Origin of the sequence: Zobellella sp. DQSA1, assembly GCF_041950555.1 — a bacterium.
GTDB lineage: Bacteria > Pseudomonadota > Gammaproteobacteria > Enterobacterales > Aeromonadaceae > Oceanimonas.
Map to the genome: position 1 here is coordinate 218122 of NZ_CP169531.1, position 19945 is coordinate 238066.

Annotated in this window: 22 protein-coding genes; 3 read left to right on the plus strand and 19 right to left on the minus strand. The window is 54.0% G+C overall.

From position 1 onward, the window contains the following. Window positions 1-49: 49 nt before the first annotated feature. Window positions 50-1135: an ADP-ribosylglycohydrolase family protein gene (locus ACEVBK_RS01050; RefSeq protein ID WP_375056795.1), complete on the minus strand. Its 1086-nt coding sequence runs from the start codon at window positions 1133-1135 to the stop codon at window positions 50-52. Between the two features lie 311 nt (window positions 1136-1446). Here ACEVBK_RS01050 and ACEVBK_RS01055 point away from each other — a divergent pair, with 311 nt between their 5' ends. Beyond that, entirely contained in the window at window positions 1447-2505 is a 1059-nt protein-coding gene (locus tag ACEVBK_RS01055) for a linear amide C-N hydrolase (RefSeq protein ID WP_375056797.1), read from the plus strand. Window positions 2506-2524: 19 nt separating this feature from the next. On the opposite strand, the gene ACEVBK_RS01060 is transcribed toward ACEVBK_RS01055, so the two are convergent. The 6 genes from ACEVBK_RS01060 to ACEVBK_RS01085 form a co-directional block, all read right to left on the minus strand. Continuing rightward, a complete protein-coding gene (locus tag ACEVBK_RS01060; RefSeq protein ID WP_375056798.1) occupies window positions 2525-3763 on the minus strand; it encodes an MFS transporter in 1239 nt (412 codons plus the stop codon). Window positions 3764-4730: 967 nt separating this feature from the next. Then, window positions 4731-6290 (minus strand): NAD(P)H-dependent oxidoreductase, encoded by a 1560-nt coding sequence (locus ACEVBK_RS01065; RefSeq protein WP_375056799.1) that lies wholly within the window; start codon window positions 6288-6290, stop codon window positions 4731-4733. Window positions 6291-6644: 354 nt separating this feature from the next. Continuing rightward, on the minus strand, window positions 6645-6941 hold the full coding sequence (locus tag ACEVBK_RS01070; protein WP_375056800.1) for an antibiotic biosynthesis monooxygenase family protein: 297 nt from the start codon (window positions 6939-6941) through the stop codon (window positions 6645-6647). An 812-nt stretch (window positions 6942-7753) separates the two neighbouring features. Continuing rightward, window positions 7754-8179, minus strand: coding sequence for an N-acetyltransferase (locus ACEVBK_RS01075; RefSeq protein WP_375056801.1), 426 nt, complete (start codon window positions 8177-8179; stop codon window positions 7754-7756). 101 nt (window positions 8180-8280) lie between these two features. After that, window positions 8281-8724 carry a DUF2000 domain-containing protein gene (locus ACEVBK_RS01080; protein WP_375056802.1) on the minus strand — a complete coding sequence of 148 codons (444 nt, stop codon included), beginning with the start codon at window positions 8722-8724 and terminating at the stop codon, window positions 8281-8283. 324 nt (window positions 8725-9048) lie between these two features. Beyond that, window positions 9049-10005: a helix-turn-helix transcriptional regulator gene (locus ACEVBK_RS01085; RefSeq protein WP_375056803.1), complete on the minus strand. Its 957-nt coding sequence runs from the start codon at window positions 10003-10005 to the stop codon at window positions 9049-9051. A gap of 126 nt (window positions 10006-10131) precedes the next feature. Between ACEVBK_RS01085 and ACEVBK_RS01090 the strand changes: the two genes are divergently transcribed. Then, a complete protein-coding gene (locus ACEVBK_RS01090) occupies window positions 10132-10752 on the plus strand; it encodes a glutathione S-transferase family protein (RefSeq protein WP_375056804.1) in 621 nt (206 codons plus the stop codon). 205 nt (window positions 10753-10957) lie between these two features. Here ACEVBK_RS01090 and ACEVBK_RS01095 read toward each other — a convergent pair whose 3' ends face one another. From ACEVBK_RS01095 to ACEVBK_RS01115, 5 genes are all read right to left on the minus strand, one after another. Beyond that, entirely contained in the window at window positions 10958-11176 is a 219-nt protein-coding gene (locus ACEVBK_RS01095; protein ID WP_375056805.1) for a DUF6500 family protein, read from the minus strand. Between the two features lie 98 nt (window positions 11177-11274). After that, complete coding sequence (locus ACEVBK_RS01100; RefSeq protein ID WP_375056806.1) at window positions 11275-11778, minus strand: AAA family ATPase; 504 nt, start codon at window positions 11776-11778, stop codon at window positions 11275-11277. A gap of 88 nt (window positions 11779-11866) precedes the next feature. Further along, window positions 11867-12103 carry a hypothetical protein gene (locus tag ACEVBK_RS01105; RefSeq protein WP_375056807.1) on the minus strand — a complete coding sequence of 79 codons (237 nt, stop codon included), beginning with the start codon at window positions 12101-12103 and terminating at the stop codon, window positions 11867-11869. Between the two features lie 73 nt (window positions 12104-12176). Continuing rightward, window positions 12177-12647, minus strand: a complete 471-nt coding sequence (locus tag ACEVBK_RS01110; protein WP_375056808.1) for an N-acetyltransferase — start codon at window positions 12645-12647, stop codon at window positions 12177-12179. 206 nt (window positions 12648-12853) lie between these two features. Then, complete coding sequence (locus ACEVBK_RS01115) at window positions 12854-13390, minus strand: DMT family transporter (RefSeq protein WP_375056809.1); 537 nt, start codon at window positions 13388-13390, stop codon at window positions 12854-12856. Between ACEVBK_RS01115 and ACEVBK_RS01120 the strand changes: the two genes are divergently transcribed. Further along, window positions 13374-14405 (plus strand): LysR family transcriptional regulator, encoded by a 1032-nt coding sequence (locus ACEVBK_RS01120; protein ID WP_375056810.1) that lies wholly within the window; start codon window positions 13374-13376, stop codon window positions 14403-14405. The two genes, ACEVBK_RS01115 and ACEVBK_RS01120, sit on opposite strands and share 17 nt — an antisense overlap. Window positions 14406-14582: 177 nt before the next feature. Here ACEVBK_RS01120 and ACEVBK_RS01125 read toward each other — a convergent pair whose 3' ends face one another. The 7 genes from ACEVBK_RS01125 to ACEVBK_RS01155 form a co-directional block, all read right to left on the minus strand. Further along, a complete protein-coding gene (locus ACEVBK_RS01125) occupies window positions 14583-15425 on the minus strand; it encodes a bifunctional transcriptional activator/DNA repair enzyme AdaA (protein ID WP_375056811.1) in 843 nt (280 codons plus the stop codon). 11 nt (window positions 15426-15436) lie between these two features. After that, window positions 15437-16201 carry an SDR family oxidoreductase gene (locus ACEVBK_RS01130; RefSeq protein ID WP_375056812.1) on the minus strand — a complete coding sequence of 255 codons (765 nt, stop codon included), beginning with the start codon at window positions 16199-16201 and terminating at the stop codon, window positions 15437-15439. 191 nt (window positions 16202-16392) lie between these two features. Next, on the minus strand, window positions 16393-17403 hold the full coding sequence (locus ACEVBK_RS01135) for a serine protease (protein ID WP_375056813.1): 1011 nt from the start codon (window positions 17401-17403) through the stop codon (window positions 16393-16395). A 76-nt stretch (window positions 17404-17479) separates the two neighbouring features. After that, window positions 17480-17857, minus strand: a complete 378-nt coding sequence (locus tag ACEVBK_RS01140) for a DUF4160 domain-containing protein (protein WP_375056814.1) — start codon at window positions 17855-17857, stop codon at window positions 17480-17482. 84 nt (window positions 17858-17941) lie between these two features. Then, the gene (locus ACEVBK_RS01145) at window positions 17942-18490 is read right to left on the minus strand and encodes an Imm42 family immunity protein (RefSeq protein WP_375056815.1); all 549 of its coding nucleotides are present in this window, start codon (window positions 18488-18490) and stop codon (window positions 17942-17944) included. A gap of 80 nt (window positions 18491-18570) precedes the next feature. After that, window positions 18571-18858, minus strand: coding sequence for a barstar family protein (locus ACEVBK_RS01150; protein WP_375056816.1), 288 nt, complete (start codon window positions 18856-18858; stop codon window positions 18571-18573). Between the two features lie 456 nt (window positions 18859-19314). After that, the gene (locus ACEVBK_RS01155; RefSeq protein WP_375056817.1) at window positions 19315-19929 is read right to left on the minus strand and encodes a dienelactone hydrolase family protein; all 615 of its coding nucleotides are present in this window, start codon (window positions 19927-19929) and stop codon (window positions 19315-19317) included. Window positions 19930-19945 lie beyond the last annotated feature (16 nt).

Below are 19945 nucleotides of genomic sequence, written 5' to 3' on the forward strand. Positions count from 1 at the left end.
GCTCAACGCACAGCGGGGGGCGCTTGCCGCCAGGCGCCGTCATGGGGTTTCAGGCCGTATCCGCTTCCACCTGCTCCGCCAGTTGCCGGGCCAGGGTCAGCAATTCGCTGGCGTCCGCCAAGCCGTCGATAAAGCGTTGGGGGATGCCGGACAGCCCCACCTGGGCGCCGACCAGGGTGCCGGTGAGCATGGCGCGGGCCTGGTTCTGGCCGCCGCCGTTGATGGCGTGCAGCACGGCGGCCTCGAAGTCGTCATGGAAGCGGGCGGCCAGGTAGTAGGCGGCGGGCAACTGGTGGTAGATGGCGCAGGGCATGCCGTACACCAGCGAGGCCTTCCAGGCCGGCTCGATGCGGATGGCGGGGTCTTCGGCGGCCCTGGCCACGCAGGAGGGAGTGAGCAGGGCGTCCGGCGAGGCGAAGCGGCCGGCCCGGGGCGGCTCGGGGGCGTGGGGCGGTTGCAACTGGTCGCCGGTTACGGCGTGAAAGGGCAGCTCGTCGTTCCCGACCAGTGCCATCAGCTTGCCGGAAAGGGCCGTATCCAGCCGGTGCCCCTGCACCAGCAGGCCGGTGACGGCGCCGAAGGCGACCGTCATTGCCACCATGTTGTTGTCGATCTGGGTGAGCACGGTGTTGGACGCCACCGCCTCGGCCAGCCGGCGCGGCGAGCGGGCATGGCGCACGGCGATGGCCAGGGTGCGCTCTATCGCTTCGGTGGTGTCGGCGAAGCCACCGCAGCGGCCCCAGGGGTGGCCTTCTTCCACCCGCTTGTGCCAGGCGTCGCGCATCGACTGGCTGGTGTAGCCGCCGGGGCCGGCGTGGGGCGTGCCGTCCAGCAGGGGGAAGAAGTCCTGGTCCAGCCGCCAGCAGAAGTCGGCTTCGTCGTAGTCGCCGCAGTCCACCAGGGAGGCCAGCGTCAGCCTGAGGAGGATACCCGCCTGGGAGAGTTCGCCGGCCTTCAGCCCTTCGTGGTAGCGGCCGGGCTTGGGCGTGGTGTAGCCGTCGATCCAGTCGCCGTGATCCCGGTGCAGCTGAGCGAGATCGTAATACCAGTGCGGGCCCACGCCCAGGGCCTCGCCGATAAAGGCGCCCATAACGGCGCCGGCGGCGCGATCCTGCAGGGGAGAAAGGGGGGGCATGGCGGCTCCTCGGTAAGGGGGACAATTCCTAGTGTAGGCGCTGGCGCCACACCCGGCGGGGAAGTTTGCCCGGACCCCGGTGGCGGGCGAGTGTCGAGAATGCGATGGGTGGAGCTGGATACCGGAGAATTTACCGAAACTATCGGAAAATTACGTACTTTTTAGGATGCTTGCCATTGGCCGCCGGCGAGGAGTTGGCCTAGACTCGGTTTTTTCCCCGGCGCGGGAGCCCGCCCTTAACGGCGGTTTACTCTATAAAGATGTTCAGGCCGGATCCCGGCGGATCCGCCACGCCCACAACGGAGTCGCACATGAAAAAACTTGCCGCTTTGATCCTGGCCGGCTGCGCCGTGCTTGGCGCCGGGCTGACTGCCCAGCAGGCCCAGGCCTGTACCAGGGCCGTTTACCTGGGGGAGGAGGGACGCATCCTGACCGGCCGCACCATGGACTGGAAAACGGACATCGGCACCCACCTCTGGGTGCTGCCGCGCGGGGTGGAGCGCCACGGCGCCGCCGGGCCCGCCTCCCTGCGCTGGACGGTGAAGTACGGCAGCGTGATCGCCAGCGCCTACGACGTGGCCACCAGTGACGGCCTGAACGAGGCCGGGCTGGCCGCCAACCTGCTGTGGCTGCCCGACTCCGTCTTCCCCGAGCCGGACGGCACCACGCCGTCCCTGTCGCTGTCGCTCTGGGCCCAGTTCATGCTCGACAATTTCGCCACCGTGGCGGAGGCGGTGGACCATGTGCGCAACCACCCCTTCCAGGTGCTGACCGGCCAGGTGCCCGGGCAGGACCGGGATGCCCTGGTGCACCTGTCGTTGTCCGATGCCAGTGGCGACAGCGCCATCATGGAATACCTGGACGGCGAGCTGGTCATCCACCACAGCCGCGACTACCAGGTGATGACCAACGAGCCGCCCTACGCGCAGCAACTGGCCCTGCTGCAATACTGGGAGAACATCGGCGGCACCACCATGCTGCCGGGCACCAACCGGCCGGCCGACCGCTTCGCCCGGGCCCATTTCTATATCAATGCGGTGCCCAAGGTGGAGGATGCCCGGCTGGCCACCGCCGCCGTGTTCAGCGTGATCCGCAACGTATCCGTGCCCTACGGCGTGAGCACTCCCGAGGTGCCGCATATTTCCTCTACCCGCTGGCGCAGCGTGGTCGACCACAAGGATCTGCGTTACTACTTCGAGTCCGCCCTCAGCCCGAGCACCTTCTGGCTGGATCTCAAGGGCCTCGACTTCGCCCCGGAAACGGGCAGCCGGGTGCTGCGCCTGGGCGAAGACCAGCGGCGGATACTGGCCGGCGAGGTGTCGGCGGAACTGGAGGCGAGCGAGCCCCTGACCTTCCAGCCCGCCGCCTGAGCGGATCCGGTGACGGAGTTCATGAACGGGGCTCCTTCACCCGGGTCAGCAGCCAGGCACCGAGGGCGAACAGCACCAGCAGGCTGAGCAGCGACAGCCGGTTGCTGCCGCTGACCAGCGCCACCACCCCCACCAGCAGGGGCCCCAGCACCGCCGCGAACTTGCCCACCATATTGAACAGGCCGAAGTAGGCGCCGGCCTGCTCGGCGGGGATCAGCCGGGAGTAGAAGGAGCGGGACAGCGCCTGCACCCCGCCCTGCACCAGGCCGATGGCCCCGGCCAGCAGGAAGAACTGACTCTCGGTTTGCATGGCGTAGCCGCCGGCGGTGACCCCCACATAGACCAGCAGCCCCAGGTAGATGGCCTTGCGGGTGCCGATGCGCTCGCCCAGGTAGCCGAAGGCCACGGCGGCGGGAAAGGCGACAAACTGCACCAGCAGCAGGGCGACGATCAGGCTGTTGCTGGCAAAGCCCAGGGCCATGCCGAAGTCCACCGCCATGCGGATGATGGTGTGCACCCCGTCGATATAGAGCCAATAGGCGATAAGGAAGGTCAGCACCCCGGGGGTCTTGACCGCCTGGCGCAGTATGGCCAGCAGGGCGGCGAAACTGGTGTCGGTGCCGTCGCTGGCGGGCCGCTCCTGCACCCAGAAGAACAGCGGCAGGGCGAACAGCGTCCACCAGGCCGCCACCATCACGAAGGAAACCTTCACCGCCTGGGTGGCCGAGGCCAGGCCGAACCACTGGGGCTGGGTGGCCATCACCACGTTGAGCGCGAACAGCAGGCCGCCGCCCAGGTAGCCCAGGGCATAGCCCCAGGCCGAGACCCGGTCGCTTTCCTCCGGAGCGGCCACGTCCACCAGCAGGGCGTCGTAAAAGGTGAGGCCGCCGAAGAAGCCGACGCTGGCGGCGGCGAACAGCAGCGCCGCCAGCAGCCACTGACCCTCGCCGGCCCAGAACAACCCCAGGGTGGGCAGCACCCCGATCAGGGTGAACAGCAGCAGCAGGCGCTTCTTGGCGCCGCGCCTATCGGCCACCGCCCCCAGCCAGGGGGACATCAGCATCACCAAGAGGCTGGCCGCCGAGCTGAACAGCCCCAGCCAGAAGGTGCTCTGGGCCGCGGCCATCTCCCCGGCCCAGTACTGCTTGAACAGCACCGGAAAAAAGCCGGCCAGCACCGTGGTGGCGAAGGTGGAGTTGGCCCAGTCGTACAGCGCCCAGGACCAGGCGGCACGGCTTTTCAGGGTGAAGGTGGTCATGGAGAGATCCTCGAATGGGGGTTGGGGCCGATCATCGCATGCCTCCTTTACCGTTGGATGTCAGCCGGCGAGGGGCATCCGACCCTGCTCGATGCCGGTGTCGCAGGCCGGTTGGGCCGCCTGCTTAAACGATCTTCTCTAGTCTGGTCGTGATTGCGGGCAGCCACCAAGGTGACCGGGCGTTTTTATGGAAGGAGGACAGCTGTTATCTCGAACTCATTGCGGTATTACTTGCTACCCGATTACCTGTAACGCTACCACAGCTTTCACCTTTTTTAGCGGGTCCGGCAACAGCGGTTGGTTATGCATCATTCATTGACCTTTCTTTTCGCAACTCAGTTCGCCAGCGAACAGACCATACGAAGCCGATAATCTACTCTGAACTGAGGTAAAGCAAAGGAGTAGCCTCCGCAAGAAGTTGTATCGCGCACCACACGGAAGGCGGACAAGCGCGATTTCGGATGTATGACAAGGAGTATCTACTAATGAACAATATCGTCTATATCATCGGTGCAGTAGTTATCATTATAGTCATTCTTTCCTTTCTTGGTTTTGGCTAAATAACTGATCCTAATAGTGCTACATCGACCGGGCACCGCACACAGACACGCCGTAAGGACATGGCACTCGCTGTTTCAGCCTGCTGCGAACATTCGCTGGATGTTCGGTCAGGCTGAAACCGCTCGTCACGGCGAGCAAGCTCGCCCCCGGAGGGTCTGCTTAGCGAAACCCTGTCGCTGTCGGTAGTGATCTACCATTCGGAACAGTTATTTAGAACTTCGCTATTACAGATTCTCTCTAGAGATCCGTACCAGTGCCTGCGATTGCAATGCATTCGCAGGCCCTTCCTCATCGTACTGAGTTACTGCATCGGGCGGGATTACCCATGTTGCCTCAGAGGGCACTGGCGAGACTTCACAGGCGCGGTTAAGCAAGCTGTGCTTGGCCGTCTTCAGCCTGCGAATGCTTATAGTAGTGCCAGCCTCAGTAATGGCACCAGCCCAAACCACACCACGTAGCCAAGCGAAGCAACCATCAACCCATCAATGCGGCCGGGCGCGCGATCAATCCGGATATGTCGATACAAGAGCCACGCCAGCACAGCGGCGTGAGGGACGACTAGCCAGGCAATGCCAGTGTAGGCGCCACCGGCTAGTCCCCAGAGCTGCCATGCCAGCGCGGTTGCGGAGGAGAGCAGGACGAAGAAGAGCGCAATACGCAGCGCGTTCTTGAATCCAAGGCGTACCGCCAAGGTGCGCTTGGACACCAAGGCATCCGCCTGGAGATCCGGTATGCCCGCTAGCGTGATGGAGGGCAATATTCCCAGCAACATCGGCACGCTCAGGAGCCATGGCGTGGGGTCGCTCCAGACCCCGCCAAGGAACACGTAGCCGCACAGCAGCACGCCGATACTGTGGGTGACCGCCACGTCCACCTCTCCCAAGCCACGATAGCTGAGCTTCAGTGGCGGCGCCGTGTAGCCGATCGCCAGCACGGTCAGGACGCCAAGCACCACGATAATGGTAGCCGGGGCCGCCGCGGACAGCGAGAGCAGCCAGATCGTGCTGGCCAACAGGCCCAATAGTGCAACGCCAATCCCGGCCTTGACCTCCCGCAGGCTCAGCGAGCCGTCAACCAGCACGCGCGACCCGCCGGTGAAGGCGTTGAAGTAGGGATTGCGCTGATCCGTGGGCAGATCGACCACCTCATTGATCAACACGGTTGCCACCTCCAGCAGGAAGAGGCAGAGGTAGCCGACCCAGAACACCGAGGTCCCGAGCACAGGGCTGCCGGGGGAGGCCGCGAGCGCGCCGATGGCATAGGCCACCCACGACATCGGATAGAACTGCAGTCGCAGGCTTCGCAGCCAGGCGCCTGTTTTGTGCCGCAGCCGTTCCATCCGGGTGATCCGACCCTGCTGTAGCCGCCGGCCCTGTCGTTCGGCGCGGGCGAGCCAGGCCTCGCGTTGGTCCGTGCTGGCGTTCTTGACGGAGCCAAATACCAGCGAACGCACCGGGCGTATGCCACAAAAGCCCAGGGTCGCCCGGGCCAGGGCATTCTTACCCGGTTGCCGGTACAGCAACCGATGCACAAGCGGGGGAGTATCCATGGTGGTGATCAACTGAGCGGAACGGTCTTGCAACAACCCTTGATAGCCGATGCCGCCTTCACAGGTCCTGAAGGCAAAGCCTGGTGCCATCAGCCGATCCAGAAAGCCCTTGAGCAGGGCGGGAGCGGTGCCCCACCAGGTGGGGTAAACAATGACCAGGTGATCCGCCCAAAGTAAGAGCTCCCGCGCCCTGCACAGGTCATCTTCGAGCGGCTGATCGTTGGGGGAGGGAGTGTGCAAGTGAGGATCGAAATCCAGTTCTGACAGGTCTAGCCTGCGCAGCTGCACCCCCGCCGCGCGTGCGCCTTGGCAGAAAGCCTCCGCCAAGGCTCCGCAAAAGCTGTCGGCGCGGGGATGCCCAAGAATAACCAGCACGTTTATCGGCCGCTCAGTCGGTTCGAGTCTTTCAGCCAGCATGATGTTCGTCCTGAACGCTCTTCTACGGTCTTACGTGACTTCAGCCCCGATCATTCATCTGGCACAGCGCCGAGATCGAGTCCGCACCACGGAAGCTGTGTGCTCATCCCCTTTGCGCACAAATAGTTGGCTAATCGGTTGCCCGCTAAGTTGGAAGGCGACCAAGCACCACAAGGGAGAAGACTTATGAACCTTTACCATAGCACCCACCGCCATTATTGTGGAATCGATCTGCCCGAACCCTTTCGCGATGATCTCGTTGTGGGTCAGGCTGTGGCTCAAAGCCACGTACAAAAAAATGACTATTGCCTATTGATTCCGAGAAGGCTCATATGTGTCGAGTTACTCCGTGCGTTACCGCGTAAAGTCGTCGACTTCATCGTATACCGTCACTGAAAGGCGCTCGCCTATCTTCCGCATACCCACCATCTCCGACGGGTTCTCTGCCACCCAGAAGGCCTTCCAACTTTCTAACGAATCCCACTTCGCTACTGTCAGAACTTCAGTTTTATCTTCGGGACTACGGAGCATGAAGCTTCCCAACGCTCCTGGCACAGTCTCGTGTATGTTGTTCGTAGTACGAGTCCACATCTCTTTAAAGTTTGCAAAGTTCTCTTCCTTCACTCTCCAGCGGTAAACTACTCGAATCATTTTGCCCCCTTCTCATATGTGTTGAACTAAGCCGCTTCGCGGCAGAACAATAGCGTCCCACATCATACTGATCTCAGCACCCTGCCATGGTGGCAGCAGCTGGGCGAAGGGCTGGCCCTCACCGTGGCCGCCATTTACCAAGCACCCACAGCCCTACCTGCCAGCCAGGCTACCGGCGCAATGGGTCGTGGACTGCCGCCTGGTCGGGGCTTATCAGCCCTGAAATATCTGTCCCGCGGGGTACTGCCCAATCGGGATCCACGGTGACCGGGTGACCTTCCGTTAGCGGGAGGGAGAAACCCACCAGTGGCAGCAACGCACGTTACCCGTAGTCAGGTTCCTGTGGCTGATATGCAACACGTCTTGCCCAAGGGACTGCAACGAGTACGTGATTACGGACTACTGCACGGTAGCGCCAGGGTGGTCCGGTTGAGTATCCAGCTGATGTTGATGCGGCTGGGATGGCGGAGTCTGCCAGCCCAGCCGGCCACGATGGTAAAGGGCAGCCGCGGCTGCCCACACTGCAAACAGATGATGGTGTGCATCGGCATCACCCGAACGAGATAGCCGAAAGGCGAGCATAATAAGGATAATGGCCCCAGCAACGAGAGAAAGAGGAGAATGACCATCACCCACATCTCACTGAAACTGACTGAAGTGATGAGTCTTCTAATCGCTTGAAGGCCTGCTGTGTGTGCCCGCAGGAAACAGCCACCCCAGAGCCCACCGACGCTCAACCGAGCAAAAAGGCAGCTTCGGGCTTGTTCAACACCCGGATAAAGTCTCGGCTGCGCGACACTTATCCTTATTTGTTATGTGCCCAGACTCATTGTGTACTCAAGGTGTCCTGTATGTTCATCTAACTGCTCACTGACCACTTTGAAACCTTGAGACAAGTAGAACTGATAACTAGCCTGGTTTGCCTTGTATACCGAAAGAGTTAGCGTCGTTCTTTGAGATTTAGCGTGATTCAGTAATTGTTTGCCGATACCTTTGCCTTGCAAGTCAGGAACTACAAATATGGCAGCTAAACTACTTTCATGCAGCGCGTAAAACCCAACAACTTTAGAATCTATCTCATAAACGTAGGTCTCTGAAGCCGGGATGTAAATATTACGCATATTCTCTGTTTGAGATCTCCAAAACTCAGCCGAGACAAAATCGTGAGCCTTAACTGACGCATTCAGCCAGATTTCAAGAACTGAATCCAAGTCATTTTTGTTGTACTTTCTTATCATTTGCGGACTCTAGATATTCAAATTTATCGAGGGCAACATAACGTCGCACTCTGCCGCTCGTCGGCAGCGGCGCCTTGTTGTATTTACGCTAGCAAATACAACTACTTAAATAAACTAAGTTTTCCTGTAAGCTCCTTGAGCACAGAAGTGTCGCCGAACATACAAATACCGAAGTACTCTAGTTCTTGCTCTGATTTTTCTGAAGTTGCTTTTACTTGCTCCGCTGATGTTCCAACTATCATTGTGTCAGTAAAGTCGGTGAATGGGATATTTCGCTGTAAAAGCTCTCCACGAACCTTTCTGATCTTATTGGAGTTGTCAGCCTTAAGAACTATAAACGGGTAATGCGATATAGACGGATGAATACCTTCTTCCTTATCTCGATACTGCAAAAAACATAGACTGTCGACGTCACCAACTTGAGCCACAAGCCCCGCTGTCATATGACCAAGAGCGTTATAAAGTCGTCCCATCTCAACTTTTTTATTTAATACAGCGATAAATCGTTTAGAGTTTTCATCTGGTAAAGTGGAAAAATCAATCATAAATTTCCTTCATTCTTTGAAAATGTAACGTCTGGCTCACCGAGCATATTTTTGATGGCGGTTTTTGTGCGTATTTTTGCACAAAAGGTGACAGCGGAAATTTGTCCGGTGTGGCCGTTTGTTAAGTCATAGCTAAAACTATATGCAGATACGTCACAGTAATAACATATTTCCACAAAGAAACAATCACCTGTCAAAATATTATTTTATTGAATTATCAATAGGTTAAGTGATATTTCGGGGTTTTATGTATGCAATGGCTATTTTTACTATGGCTGTCCTTGTTAGTCCTTACCATTTCAAGATTCATTGGAGCGATTATTTTTAGCCTGCGCCTGTTGTTTTGCACCGGTCCAGCAACTGTTCCGCGTGCCGCCGCAGCGCGTCTTTCAGTTCAGGTGGCTCCAGCGGCACGACCGGCATCGGCAGGCCGGCCAGCCAGCGCGCGCACCAGTCCAGGCTGTCCGTGCTGGTGCGCAGCAGTACACCATCGGCGCATGGTTCCAGCGTGGCTTCCGAACAGTGCAGCAGGTCGGCGGCGCCTTCGGCGTTGGTGTGCAGTAACACCTTGACGGGTTGGTGTGGCCAGGCCGTGGCTAGGCTCTCTTGGAAATGCTCGGCCGCGTTGAAATCAGCAGGTCGTTCAAAGGAGGTATCCAGCAGCGACACGTCCCGCATCCGATCCAGACGGAACGAGCGCAGCGCACGGCGCAGGTGGCAGAACCCACCCAGATACCAGCGCCCGTAGTAGAACACCAGTCCGTAGGGATCGACTTCGCGCGTCAGCCCTTCGTCCTTGCGCGAATGATAGTGCAGGGCCAGCCGCCGCTGTGATTGGATGGCATCGGCCAGTACAGGCAGCAGGTGACCTTGGTTGCGGGTTCGCGGCAGCAGCAGGTTGGTGGTGTCGCCGGCAGCGCGCAGGCGGTGGCGCAATTTCTCCGGCATGACCCGTTCGAGTTTGGCGAGCACGCTGGTGACGGCGGGTTCCACCTCGGCCAGCCCTAGATGGCGGGCGGCCTGCAGGCCGAGCGACACCGCCAGGGTTTCCTCATTCGTGAGCATCATCGGCGGCAGCCGGAATCCGGCCACCAGCATATAGCCACCATGGCGGCCCTGCTCGGTGGTCACAGGGATGCCCAGTTCCTCCAGTACCGTGATGTAACGGCGCACAGTGCGCGGATTCACATCCAGCCGCCGAGCCATTTCGGCGCCGGTCATGCGGCCGTGCGTCTGCAGCAGTTCCAGCAGCGCGAGAATACGGGTAGTGGGTTTCGGCATGACAGGTTTCCGGTGTTCTGCGACGAATGGAAATCTTTTATCAGAAAATAGGACCGAATATAGCCTATTTTGTCGATAGGCTGTCATCCGACCAATAGAAATCACCTGAGAAAAAGGAGCTACGCTATGCAGAACCTGACTTTGTACACCAATCCCCAGTCCCGTGGACGCATCGTTCGTTGGATGCTAGAAGAGCTGGAAATCCCTTACGAGACCGAGGTCATGGAGTACGGCAGCTTCAAGTCACCGGAGTACCTGGCCATCAACCCCATGGGAAAGGTGCCGGCGATCCGTCATGGCGACACGGTGGTCACGGAAGTGGCCGCGATCTGTGCTTACCTGGCCGACCGCTTTCCAGAACGTGGCCTGGCGCCGGCGCCTGACAGTACGGAACGGGGCACCTATTATCGCTGGCTGTTCTACGCGGCCGGCCCCCTGGATATGGCGATCACCACGAAGGCCTTCGGCTGGGAAATCGACGACGAGAAAGCGGTCGCCGCCGGCTGCGGGCTGTACCAGACCGCAATCGATACGCTGGAGCAGGCAGTGAGAAATGCACGGCCTTGGCTGTGCGGGGAACAGTTCACGGCCACCGATGTCGTGGTTGCCAGCTATCTGGGCTTCTACACGATGATGAAGATGATGGAACCGAGGCCCGTGTTCGAGGAGTACGTGAAGCGTGCCAAGGCACGCCCGGCGGCAGTACGGGCCAATGAAAAGGACGATGCGCTGGTGAAAGTGGCCTGAGCCTGGTAAACGACCGTCTTGCAACTGCGGAAAGTCGCTACCGCAGTAAATGGTGATCCCGAGGGCGCGATAGTAGGCGCCCTGTGGTGAATGGGGGTTGCACAAGAAGGAAGGTGGCCCTACCCACTAAACTCAAACACAACAGCCGTAACCACCGCGGTTCATGGTGTAGTGCTGCGCCTTGTTATGTGAGTTGAAGGCTAGACTATACACCGGCTAGAACCATTTTCTTGATTTTTACCGCCTTTTCGAAGTGATCCAACTTGTGTATTTCTATCCACCACCGAGCTGCTTCCATGAGGATCTCCGGTTGATCGTTTTTATTCTTGAAGAACGCGTAAAACGACAGTCCAACCGTCGCACCCTTTTTCTCTATTTTGAGGTCACATACTTCGATAATTTTTTCTCTAAGCTCTTTTCGCAATGCAGTAGTCCTTTAATGGGTTGATGACATAACGCCGTCCATAAACGGCGCGAGGAACGAGCGACCGGCGACCGAAGGGAGCGTATTTGATGGCTTGGTTATGCATTGACTGCTCGTTCTACCTCGGAGAAGCTACTGCAAGTCACTATTTTATGAGCTTGAGCTTTGGAAAAAGCATAAAATCTAACCAGATTGTCTTGGTCATACTTTTGATTCCAGCACATCATTTCAACAAGGTTGGCGAACGTTTCGTCTTTTTCGTGGCTACGTGAAAGTTTGTAGCCAAAATAGCGCCGCAGCACCCTCCATTGCCTCAGTGCCACTGGCGTATTGAGAACAATTATCTTATCAGCATCTTCAAAGGACTTCTCTAGCCATTTGTAATAGACCCCTTCAATTATCCAGGCTTCATTCGACAGGATTGACTCTAAGTTCCGGTGCCGTGCCTCCTCGCTAGACCTGATGTACTCTTTATGATTACGATCCCAAAAGATATCATCTAAATCGTGCCGTGGAAGACCATATTTCTCTGAAAGCCTTCTGGCGACATATGACTTTCCACTTCCCGGACCACCAATTATGTGCAGTTTCTGATATTTCATAGTTTGGTTGCATAACGCCGCCTACAACGGCGAGCGCAGCGAGTCCAGCAGCCGTAGGCTGCGTGTTGATGGGCTTTGTTAAATGGCATTACTCCCACCCCAATTCTTTGTAAGTCTTTTTGTCATGCTCAGGAAAGTCAGTTGTATACTCACCCCAGCCACGATATTCATAGTACTTTTTCATTGCTTCAAAATGTGTATCAGCCTCGCACGTCCAAATTAACTTATAGCCGGGTTCCAGAAGCTTACGAGCCTCATCGCCATGTTTGCCTTCTAGGCAAAACAAATCAAGCTCATCTTCATTAGTCCAAAGTTCGTGCTTCATAGCTTCCAATGACATGTAACGACCGCAACAGCGGCCGAGCGCAGCGAGGTCCAAGTCCCTCTTTAAGTGTTTGTTAGGCAAAATTTCTAACGTTCAACTCGTAAGTTGTAAATCTATTACCCAACATCTCTGTTGAGAACACTCTTTGAGACTTTCTACGCAAGAAATCGTACTCTGGACGCGTATGCAGTAAGTGGACATATACCATCTCGTGACCATAGTTTTGGGACCAAGTCATGAGTGACTTAAATACTTGCTTACCAAGACCCCAACAACTATCATCGAGAACCATAGCAATTTCAAAGCCTAACTCCGATGACTGGATACCACACCAACCAACTAAGTTTCCATCTAACTCTATCGCTCTTACTGTACAACCTTCAATTCGGTCTTCGTTGAGTTTATCCTTAATCCAACACTTCACTGATACAGAATCAAACTCATCGTGAGCTACTAGATGCTTGCGAATATTTAACTTGTTTAATATTGGGAGAAATTTTTCAGGTTCAATTTCATCGAAATTAACATATCTAATTTGTCTCATTAGTCACCCATTTTGTCTAACGCCTTACTCACCGGAAAATTGGGAGCGCCAGCGAGTAATTTTCCGGTGCAGTAATTTGTTAGCAGCAAACACCTGACTTTCGCGGCCTTGCCGCCAAGCGATGTTTACTGAAGCTACTGCACTCGTAAGTTAAAAACTAAACCCGCCAGGTACGATACAGCGAAATGGCTGGAACCTTAAAAACCTTACTCCTTGGGCTCGGCGGCTCCAGAGATACCCGTCGCTACCTGTGTAGCGCTGAGTTGAGGCGGTACAACGGTCGGTGAGAACCACTGCACCGTCAACATCCCCACCAGCACCAGTATAACCCCTAGCACACGCCCAATGCTTATCTCTCTAACGGGTAAATTCAGCCAGCCGTGATAGTCCAATAACAGTGAGGTGATCAATTGCCCTGCTATGACACACACAATGAAGCTGGTCGCCCCGACACGAGGTACCAGTATCAGCGCAGACGAAATGTAGATGGCTCCTGCCACACCTCCCAGCCACGCCCAAACCGGTAGGTGCTTGATGGCCCTTAAGGCAGGGAAAGGTGCCTGTATAGCAAGCAAGATGGGCATGACGACGAGCATACTGACAAGCAGCGAGACCAGCGTCGCCCAAAGGGGGTGGCCCAACGCTCGGCCCAATTCAGCGTTGCTGCCGGCTTGAAAAGGCACCAAGGCACCTGCGATCACTGCCACAGCCGCAAGCGCCACTAGAATGAAAGATGAATTCATGACAAAACTCCTGGTGCATTGTAACGGGTCTTGTATCTTGTATAATTCATCTGAAGAATTGAAATTCCATTTTTTATTTTTCTATATTCGGGTTATGAATAGCCTAAGACGTATCGATCTCAACTTGCTGGTTACCCTACACGCGCTATTGGTGGAAAAACACGTGTCGCGGGCGGCACAGCGCTTACATAAAAGCCAACCAGCGGTCAGCCATGCGCTCGCCAATCTGCGAGCCATCTTTGACGACCCGCTGTTGGTACGACGAACAGGCAAGCTGGAACTCACTTCCCGCGCCAATGAATTGCTACCGCTCTTAACAGAAGCACTGCATCAGCTCGGCGCGCTCATTGACCTGCCTGCTTTCGACGCCTCCCAGGCAAAACGGGTGTTTCGGCTTGCCATGTCAGACTATGGAGCTCGCGTGGTGCTTCCTGGTTTGGTTCGGCGATTGCGTTCAGAAGCTCCAGGGATTGATCTGCAAGTTTCTCAAGGCAGCCGCGCCGCGATGTTGGCAGGTGTCCATGATGGGGAGATCGACATGGCGTTTGGCGTGTTTCAGTCGCCTCCTTCGGATGAGTTACGTACCCATACGCTCTTCATCGAGCACTTCGTCTGCGCTGCAGATAAAAACACGCTGCCCCAAACGGGCCGTCTTGAGAAAACAGAGTGGCTCTCGCGACCCCACGTGCTGGTCGCCATGCAAAGTAGCGAAAACAATGAGATAGAAAACGCGCTGCAGCGAGAAGGGGTCAACCGTCGGGTTGCAATGACTCTGCCCCATTGGGGCGTGGCCAGTCGTGTGGTGGCCAACACAGATTTGATCTTGACGGCTGCTCGGCGCAGCTTCGATCTATTTCAGGAGGACTCACCGCTGCAACTCTTCGCACCGCCCTACCCGATTGATCCTTTTGCGTTCAACATGGTTTGGCACTCACGGCGGGAGAGCGACGCTGGCCACAACTGGCTTAGGCAGGCGATCATTGGGATTCTTCGGGTACAGTGTGAGGATGGATAAATCGACCAAGGCAGTATCAATCTCAAAGACCGTCTTGGCAGCTTGAACTAAGACACACAATGAGCATGCTTCGCTCTTTAGGTTCACGCTCTTCGGTAGCGATTACATCTAACATTGATCCTACGCTAACGCCAGCCATCGGCCGCGCGAGGTACGAGCATCGGTTGCATGGCATTGTTATAGCGCAACCGGTTCATCATGCATTCTTTCCCATGTTTGTACCATAAGCTTCTTGGTTGACCCCCAACGGTAACCCCCCAGCGCACCACTCTGCTGTATAACCCGGTGGCAGGGGATCAGTAAAGCGACTGGATTTGCTCCAATAGCGTTGCCAACCGCCCTTGCAGCCTTGGGGGCACCTAGTGCCTTGGCTACTTGGGCATAGCTGGCCACAGCGCCGGATGGTATTTTCAACAGAGCACGCCACACGGCTATCTGGAAATTTGTTCCTGTCACATGGAGTGACAGCGGACCTCGCCTGAAAGCTGTGCCACTGTTAAAAAAGGCATCAATAACATGGCGCGTAGATGCCTGGCTTTCTCTGATCGAACTGAGAGGCCAAGCGTTATGCAAGTTATCCAGCAACTCGTCCATGCTGTTGAAGTCCATGAACTCTGCCCGGCAAACACCACGCCGGGTTACCGCCACAAACATAGGTCCCAGTGGGGTAGGATGTACTCCATACTCGATCTGTACCTCCTTACCTCGATTTTTATACTCGCCGGGTGTGACTGCTTCCAGTTGCACAAAGTGATCATGCAACCTTGAACTGCCGCTTAGCCCAAGCTCATGTGAGACATCAAGCAAGGAGCGAGAATTATCCAGCAACACTTTGCCCCGTTCCAATGTCAGGACCTGTAAAAAGCGCTTTGGCGTAGTACCCGCCCACCGACAAAATAGCCTTTGAAAGTGATACGGGCTCAGATGCACATGGGTGGCTATCTCTTCAAGGCTGGGCTGATCAATTGCCCGATCAACCAAATAGGCCATAGCGCTTGCGATTCGGTCATAGTCTGACATGGCACTGCCTCTCAAACACGATTTATAGATACACCGCCATCTACCAACATCGCAGTACCAGTGGTGAAACTGGAGGCATCGGAGGCTAAGTATAATGCAGATTGAGCAATTTCATCTGGTGTCGCCATCCGCTTGAGAGCATGCAGGTTATGCACAAACGCCAATGCTTCTGGCGTATTGGCAAATTCACGTCCCGCTGGCGTATCAGTACCACCGGGCAGAAGGGCATTGACCCGGATATTCTGAGGCCCATGCTCTGACGCCAGCACTTGAGTCAACCCAATAAGGCCCGCCTTACTGGCTGCGTAGGCCGCCATGCCTGGCATACCTGCGGTGTAACCAACGAAGGTAGAGGTGAAAATTAACGAACCTCCTTTTCGGACAGCCATGGCGGGCAGTTGGTACTTTGCGCCCAAAAATGCGCTGGTTAAGTTGGTCGCAATAACTTGATTCCAGTCCGCGTGCGACATCTCTGGGACAGGGCCCATAGCACCCAGGATAGCTGCATTGTTGAAAGCGATATCCAATCCGCCAAAGTGGCTTACCGCCTTATCTACCAAAGCTTTGGCAAAAGCCTCATCAGCAACGTCGCCCGCTAGTGCCAGAGCCTGTCCGCCTTCCCTGTTGATTAAGTCCACAAGATCATCAAGCTCCTTCTGTCGCCGTGCAGCCACCACTACGGCAGCACCTTCTCTGGCAAAAAGCTTCGCGGTTGCGTAACCAATTCCGGTGCTGGCACCGGTAACAATAGCGACTTTGTTGGCAAGTATGGTCATCGATCATTTCTCCTAGGCTCTGTTCACTATAAAAAGGCATATGCCCGAACAGAAGCTATATTAGGAGGCCGAACGACTACTGCCGACCCGAATCTTGCTGTACTTCAATTGCGCTATAACGCCCGCAGCACGCGCCGCTTTGTAGTGTAGGCGAAGCCGCAACGAAAAAGCTGTCGCTGTGCCTGCGATTGTTAGGCATAATTCTCCCAAGGCACATCTATGCCTCCGTCTGTAATTTCATCAATGCACCTACCAATTTCACTAGCGGGAACTGAAGCAAAGAATGGAAGAACTGCCATGGCATCATTTTCTTCTTGATGCCTCTCAAGACTCCTAGTCACTATGCCCGTAATGCAGCCATCCATCCCTAGAACAGGGCCGCCACTATTACCAGGCCGAGCTATGGCACTGAATAAATCCATGGGATATGAATCCATAGTATTTTCAATCTGCCCTGAAATCTCTCCTGTTTGAAGCGTGTAACAAGGTGACAAGCTTCTAGGGATAGTTGGATACCCAGAGATAACGATTGGCTCTAGTAGTTTCGAATTCCGGAAAGCGATATCCTTAGACAAAGGCTCTATATTTTCATCAAGAAATATCAAACCAACATCAACTACCTTGTGAGAAGAAGTACTCCTAATACCAAACCTTTTTCCTCGGATTTTTACATAATCCACATTCATATCGTCGACTACATGAGCACAGGTAAGGATCACACCACCTTTGATCAGTGTTCCAGTCCCAACTGATATGTCACCCTTTGGCGTTGTTCCTTCGATATATACGATATCCTTTTCAATCTCATGCCCAATGTACGCACTTCCAAGAATGCTACCTAACCAAAGACGGCCTTTCTTTTCTCTTTCAGTAAACTCTCTCATAAAAAAGAAGCTGGCATTGAGATCAAGCCCACCTCTATACTGAAGCACATTATGACGTTTTAGTTTTTCAACGAGCTCTTGAATGCGTTGCATCTTTGGCCATAAATCGAGACCTTTTATCTTCATATAAGTCAGGAAGTCGATTAACTTAAGGGACTCAACTACCTTTTCCTTAATAGGTAATCCCAGCTCTTCTCGAAGCTTTTTAGCGTTCAAGACCGCAAAGAAATTGCACAAATTTATGGTTATATTAGCCTGTTCATTTATAGATAGATTGGATAGTGATGAATATCTGCTGTTCACTGCTCGATTTTCCATGTTTGTATGCCTAACGCCTCAATAACCGGCGCGCTTTAGCGTGTCCGGCGCCGAAGGCGCGCAGTTAATTGACTTGTTACACGTCACCAGCCAACTCAGCTAAAAGCGGCTCGTGCTGTGTACCCGCTTGCAAGGCATTCCAAATTTCTAGAACCTTATCTCGATTCCGATCCAACCAATTAGACACATCGCTATCATATTTCTTAGATAAGTCACCTTCGATTCTTTCGCCTGATTCTATGGCATAGCTAGCTGCGTGCCGCTGTTTTCCATAGTCGATGTGAATATGTGGTAGGTGATGCCCTTTTTCTTGATATATTTTAATTTTCATGTTCTTTCTCTTTGCCAAGAGAATTTCCATGAAACCGCTTCCTGATGATTTCCTTGGCTCAGTTAATAGGTCTTTTTGAGCAAATAACCTTTGCAATTCATCAAATTCTTCTTCAAGACTCATGCATCACCTAAGACGTGTAACGTTTGGTTAAGGGGCGGGCTTTAGCCCGTCCCAGTGAGCGAAGCGAACGGTTTGAACCATTGGTTAGGCCTTTAGTCTTCTTACCTGTTCAGAATACCAGTTGGAAAATTCTCTAGATGCTCGATAGAAAGAGAACTCTGTGCATCTGTAGGTTCTGACAATGTGTTCTTTGTAGTCGTAGTTGAGTATTTTGATGTGCTCACTTGGCGGCTTTAGAATAAAAGATTTTCCACCTCGGTTGAACATCTCACCCCAGTTAGTAAGAAAGTCAAATTTTGAATATTTTTCAGAATCTCTGATTGTTTCTTCTAGTGTTCTGATATCGTCTATTTCTATATTTCCATGATACCCATAAAGCGTGCCATCAAGAAAATTCCAAATTTTTGTGTCGCTTAGGCTTTCTAGCTCTTTCGCCCATAGTGCATCTAGGCGTTTAGACATTTCTTGGAAACTTACGTGGCAGTTGTATAAGCTGCAGTGCGGGTCATCAAAATCGCCGATTTGTGTGCCCGATACCCATATGCATAGCCGGCCCCATGGTTCAGAGGGCGGCTCTAAATGTGGCTCGATTATTGCCTCAATGGCGAAGTCTGACTTGTTGCCGAAGATCATCCGTGGATTGCCTAACGATTAAGCTAAGGGGCAGGCTTTAGCCTGTCCCAGTGAGCGAAGCGAACGATTTGAGCGCATTGTTAGGCATAAACCACCTCACTTGCGAGCTGCGGATATTCACTTTGCATTTCGGTAAGACATGCTTTAAATAGCGCTGCCTCACGGGGCAAACGCTGAGAGAGCTGGCTCCAGCCCAAGAACCGCAGTGTATATGGCATTTCAACCAAGCTTGTTATGGCGTCCCAGAAAGCATCCCAGTTAGCTCCATACCAACCAGGGAAATTCAGCGACCTCGCCAGCAACGAGTGCAGTTCTTCTGTGTTGGCAATAGCTCGGAGGTCTACTTCTATGAGCTGTGCGCGGGACATATGTTTTTGCCTAACGCTTTAAACAGCGGAAAACACACGCGCTTTGGCCGTTTTTTGGCCAACGTGTGGTTTTCCGATGATTTAACTTGTTAGAGGTTACCTGCACCGAGTATAACCTCTTACATACGTACCATTTTTACGATAATGACCACTAACATAATGACAATTAGAACCTGAAGAGCTTGAGTAACTAGAACTTCCACCAACTTTGCACCGCATATGCCCGTTGACATAGGTACCATCTTTTCTAGTGTAACTATCTACCCATGTGCAATTATTCGCGACTTTAAAATGCTCAGGGATAGACTTTGGGCAACTGTAAAGTCCATCCGAAGAATATTGACATCCATATTTTGAGGCTGCTGAGTAAGGGTAAAGTGAATCGTAGTAACTAGCGCATCCCGACAAAAGAATTGCTGTTAATAGAGTCGAAATCCATATCTTCATTTTTTACCTCTAACGCTGTAATAACCGGCGGAGCGTAGCGACGTCCGCCAGCTTGCTGGCTTGGTTAATTACTTTGTTAAATGCATCTGCACCAGCATTTGAGAAGTGATATGACAAGGGATTCATAAAGCCATGACCAAGCTCTGTATGTATGCAATGCACATTATCAATTTCTTTCAAAACGCTGCTAACTTCACTAACACTAAAATGCTCCTCACGATTTGGTAAAACAATTGTGCAAGGATATTTTGGTGTAATGTCGAGATAATTCCTAATCTGCCCAGGATAAAATCCAATAAAATGCAATAACTTAGGCTGCCAGTCCAATTCCATGGTTCTCCAGGCGGCGGAGGCTCCCGCGCTAAAGCCAATAATTACCAATTCCTCTAGTGAAGAGGAGATTACATTCTTTACTTTACGAAAATAGCGATCGTGCCCACAATTGGCTAAAAAAGTTTCATAGGCTGATTGATCATCGATAAATGATTTTTCAGTACCATCATATGGTTCAACAACTTCCACGTGAACCTGCTTGTCCCTCAAAGAACTAGCCAGCGAAAGTACAGCAGCTGTAATTCCAAATATATCAGTAACGATTAAGACTCTCATGCTTCCCCAATGCATTTAACGCCTCAATAAC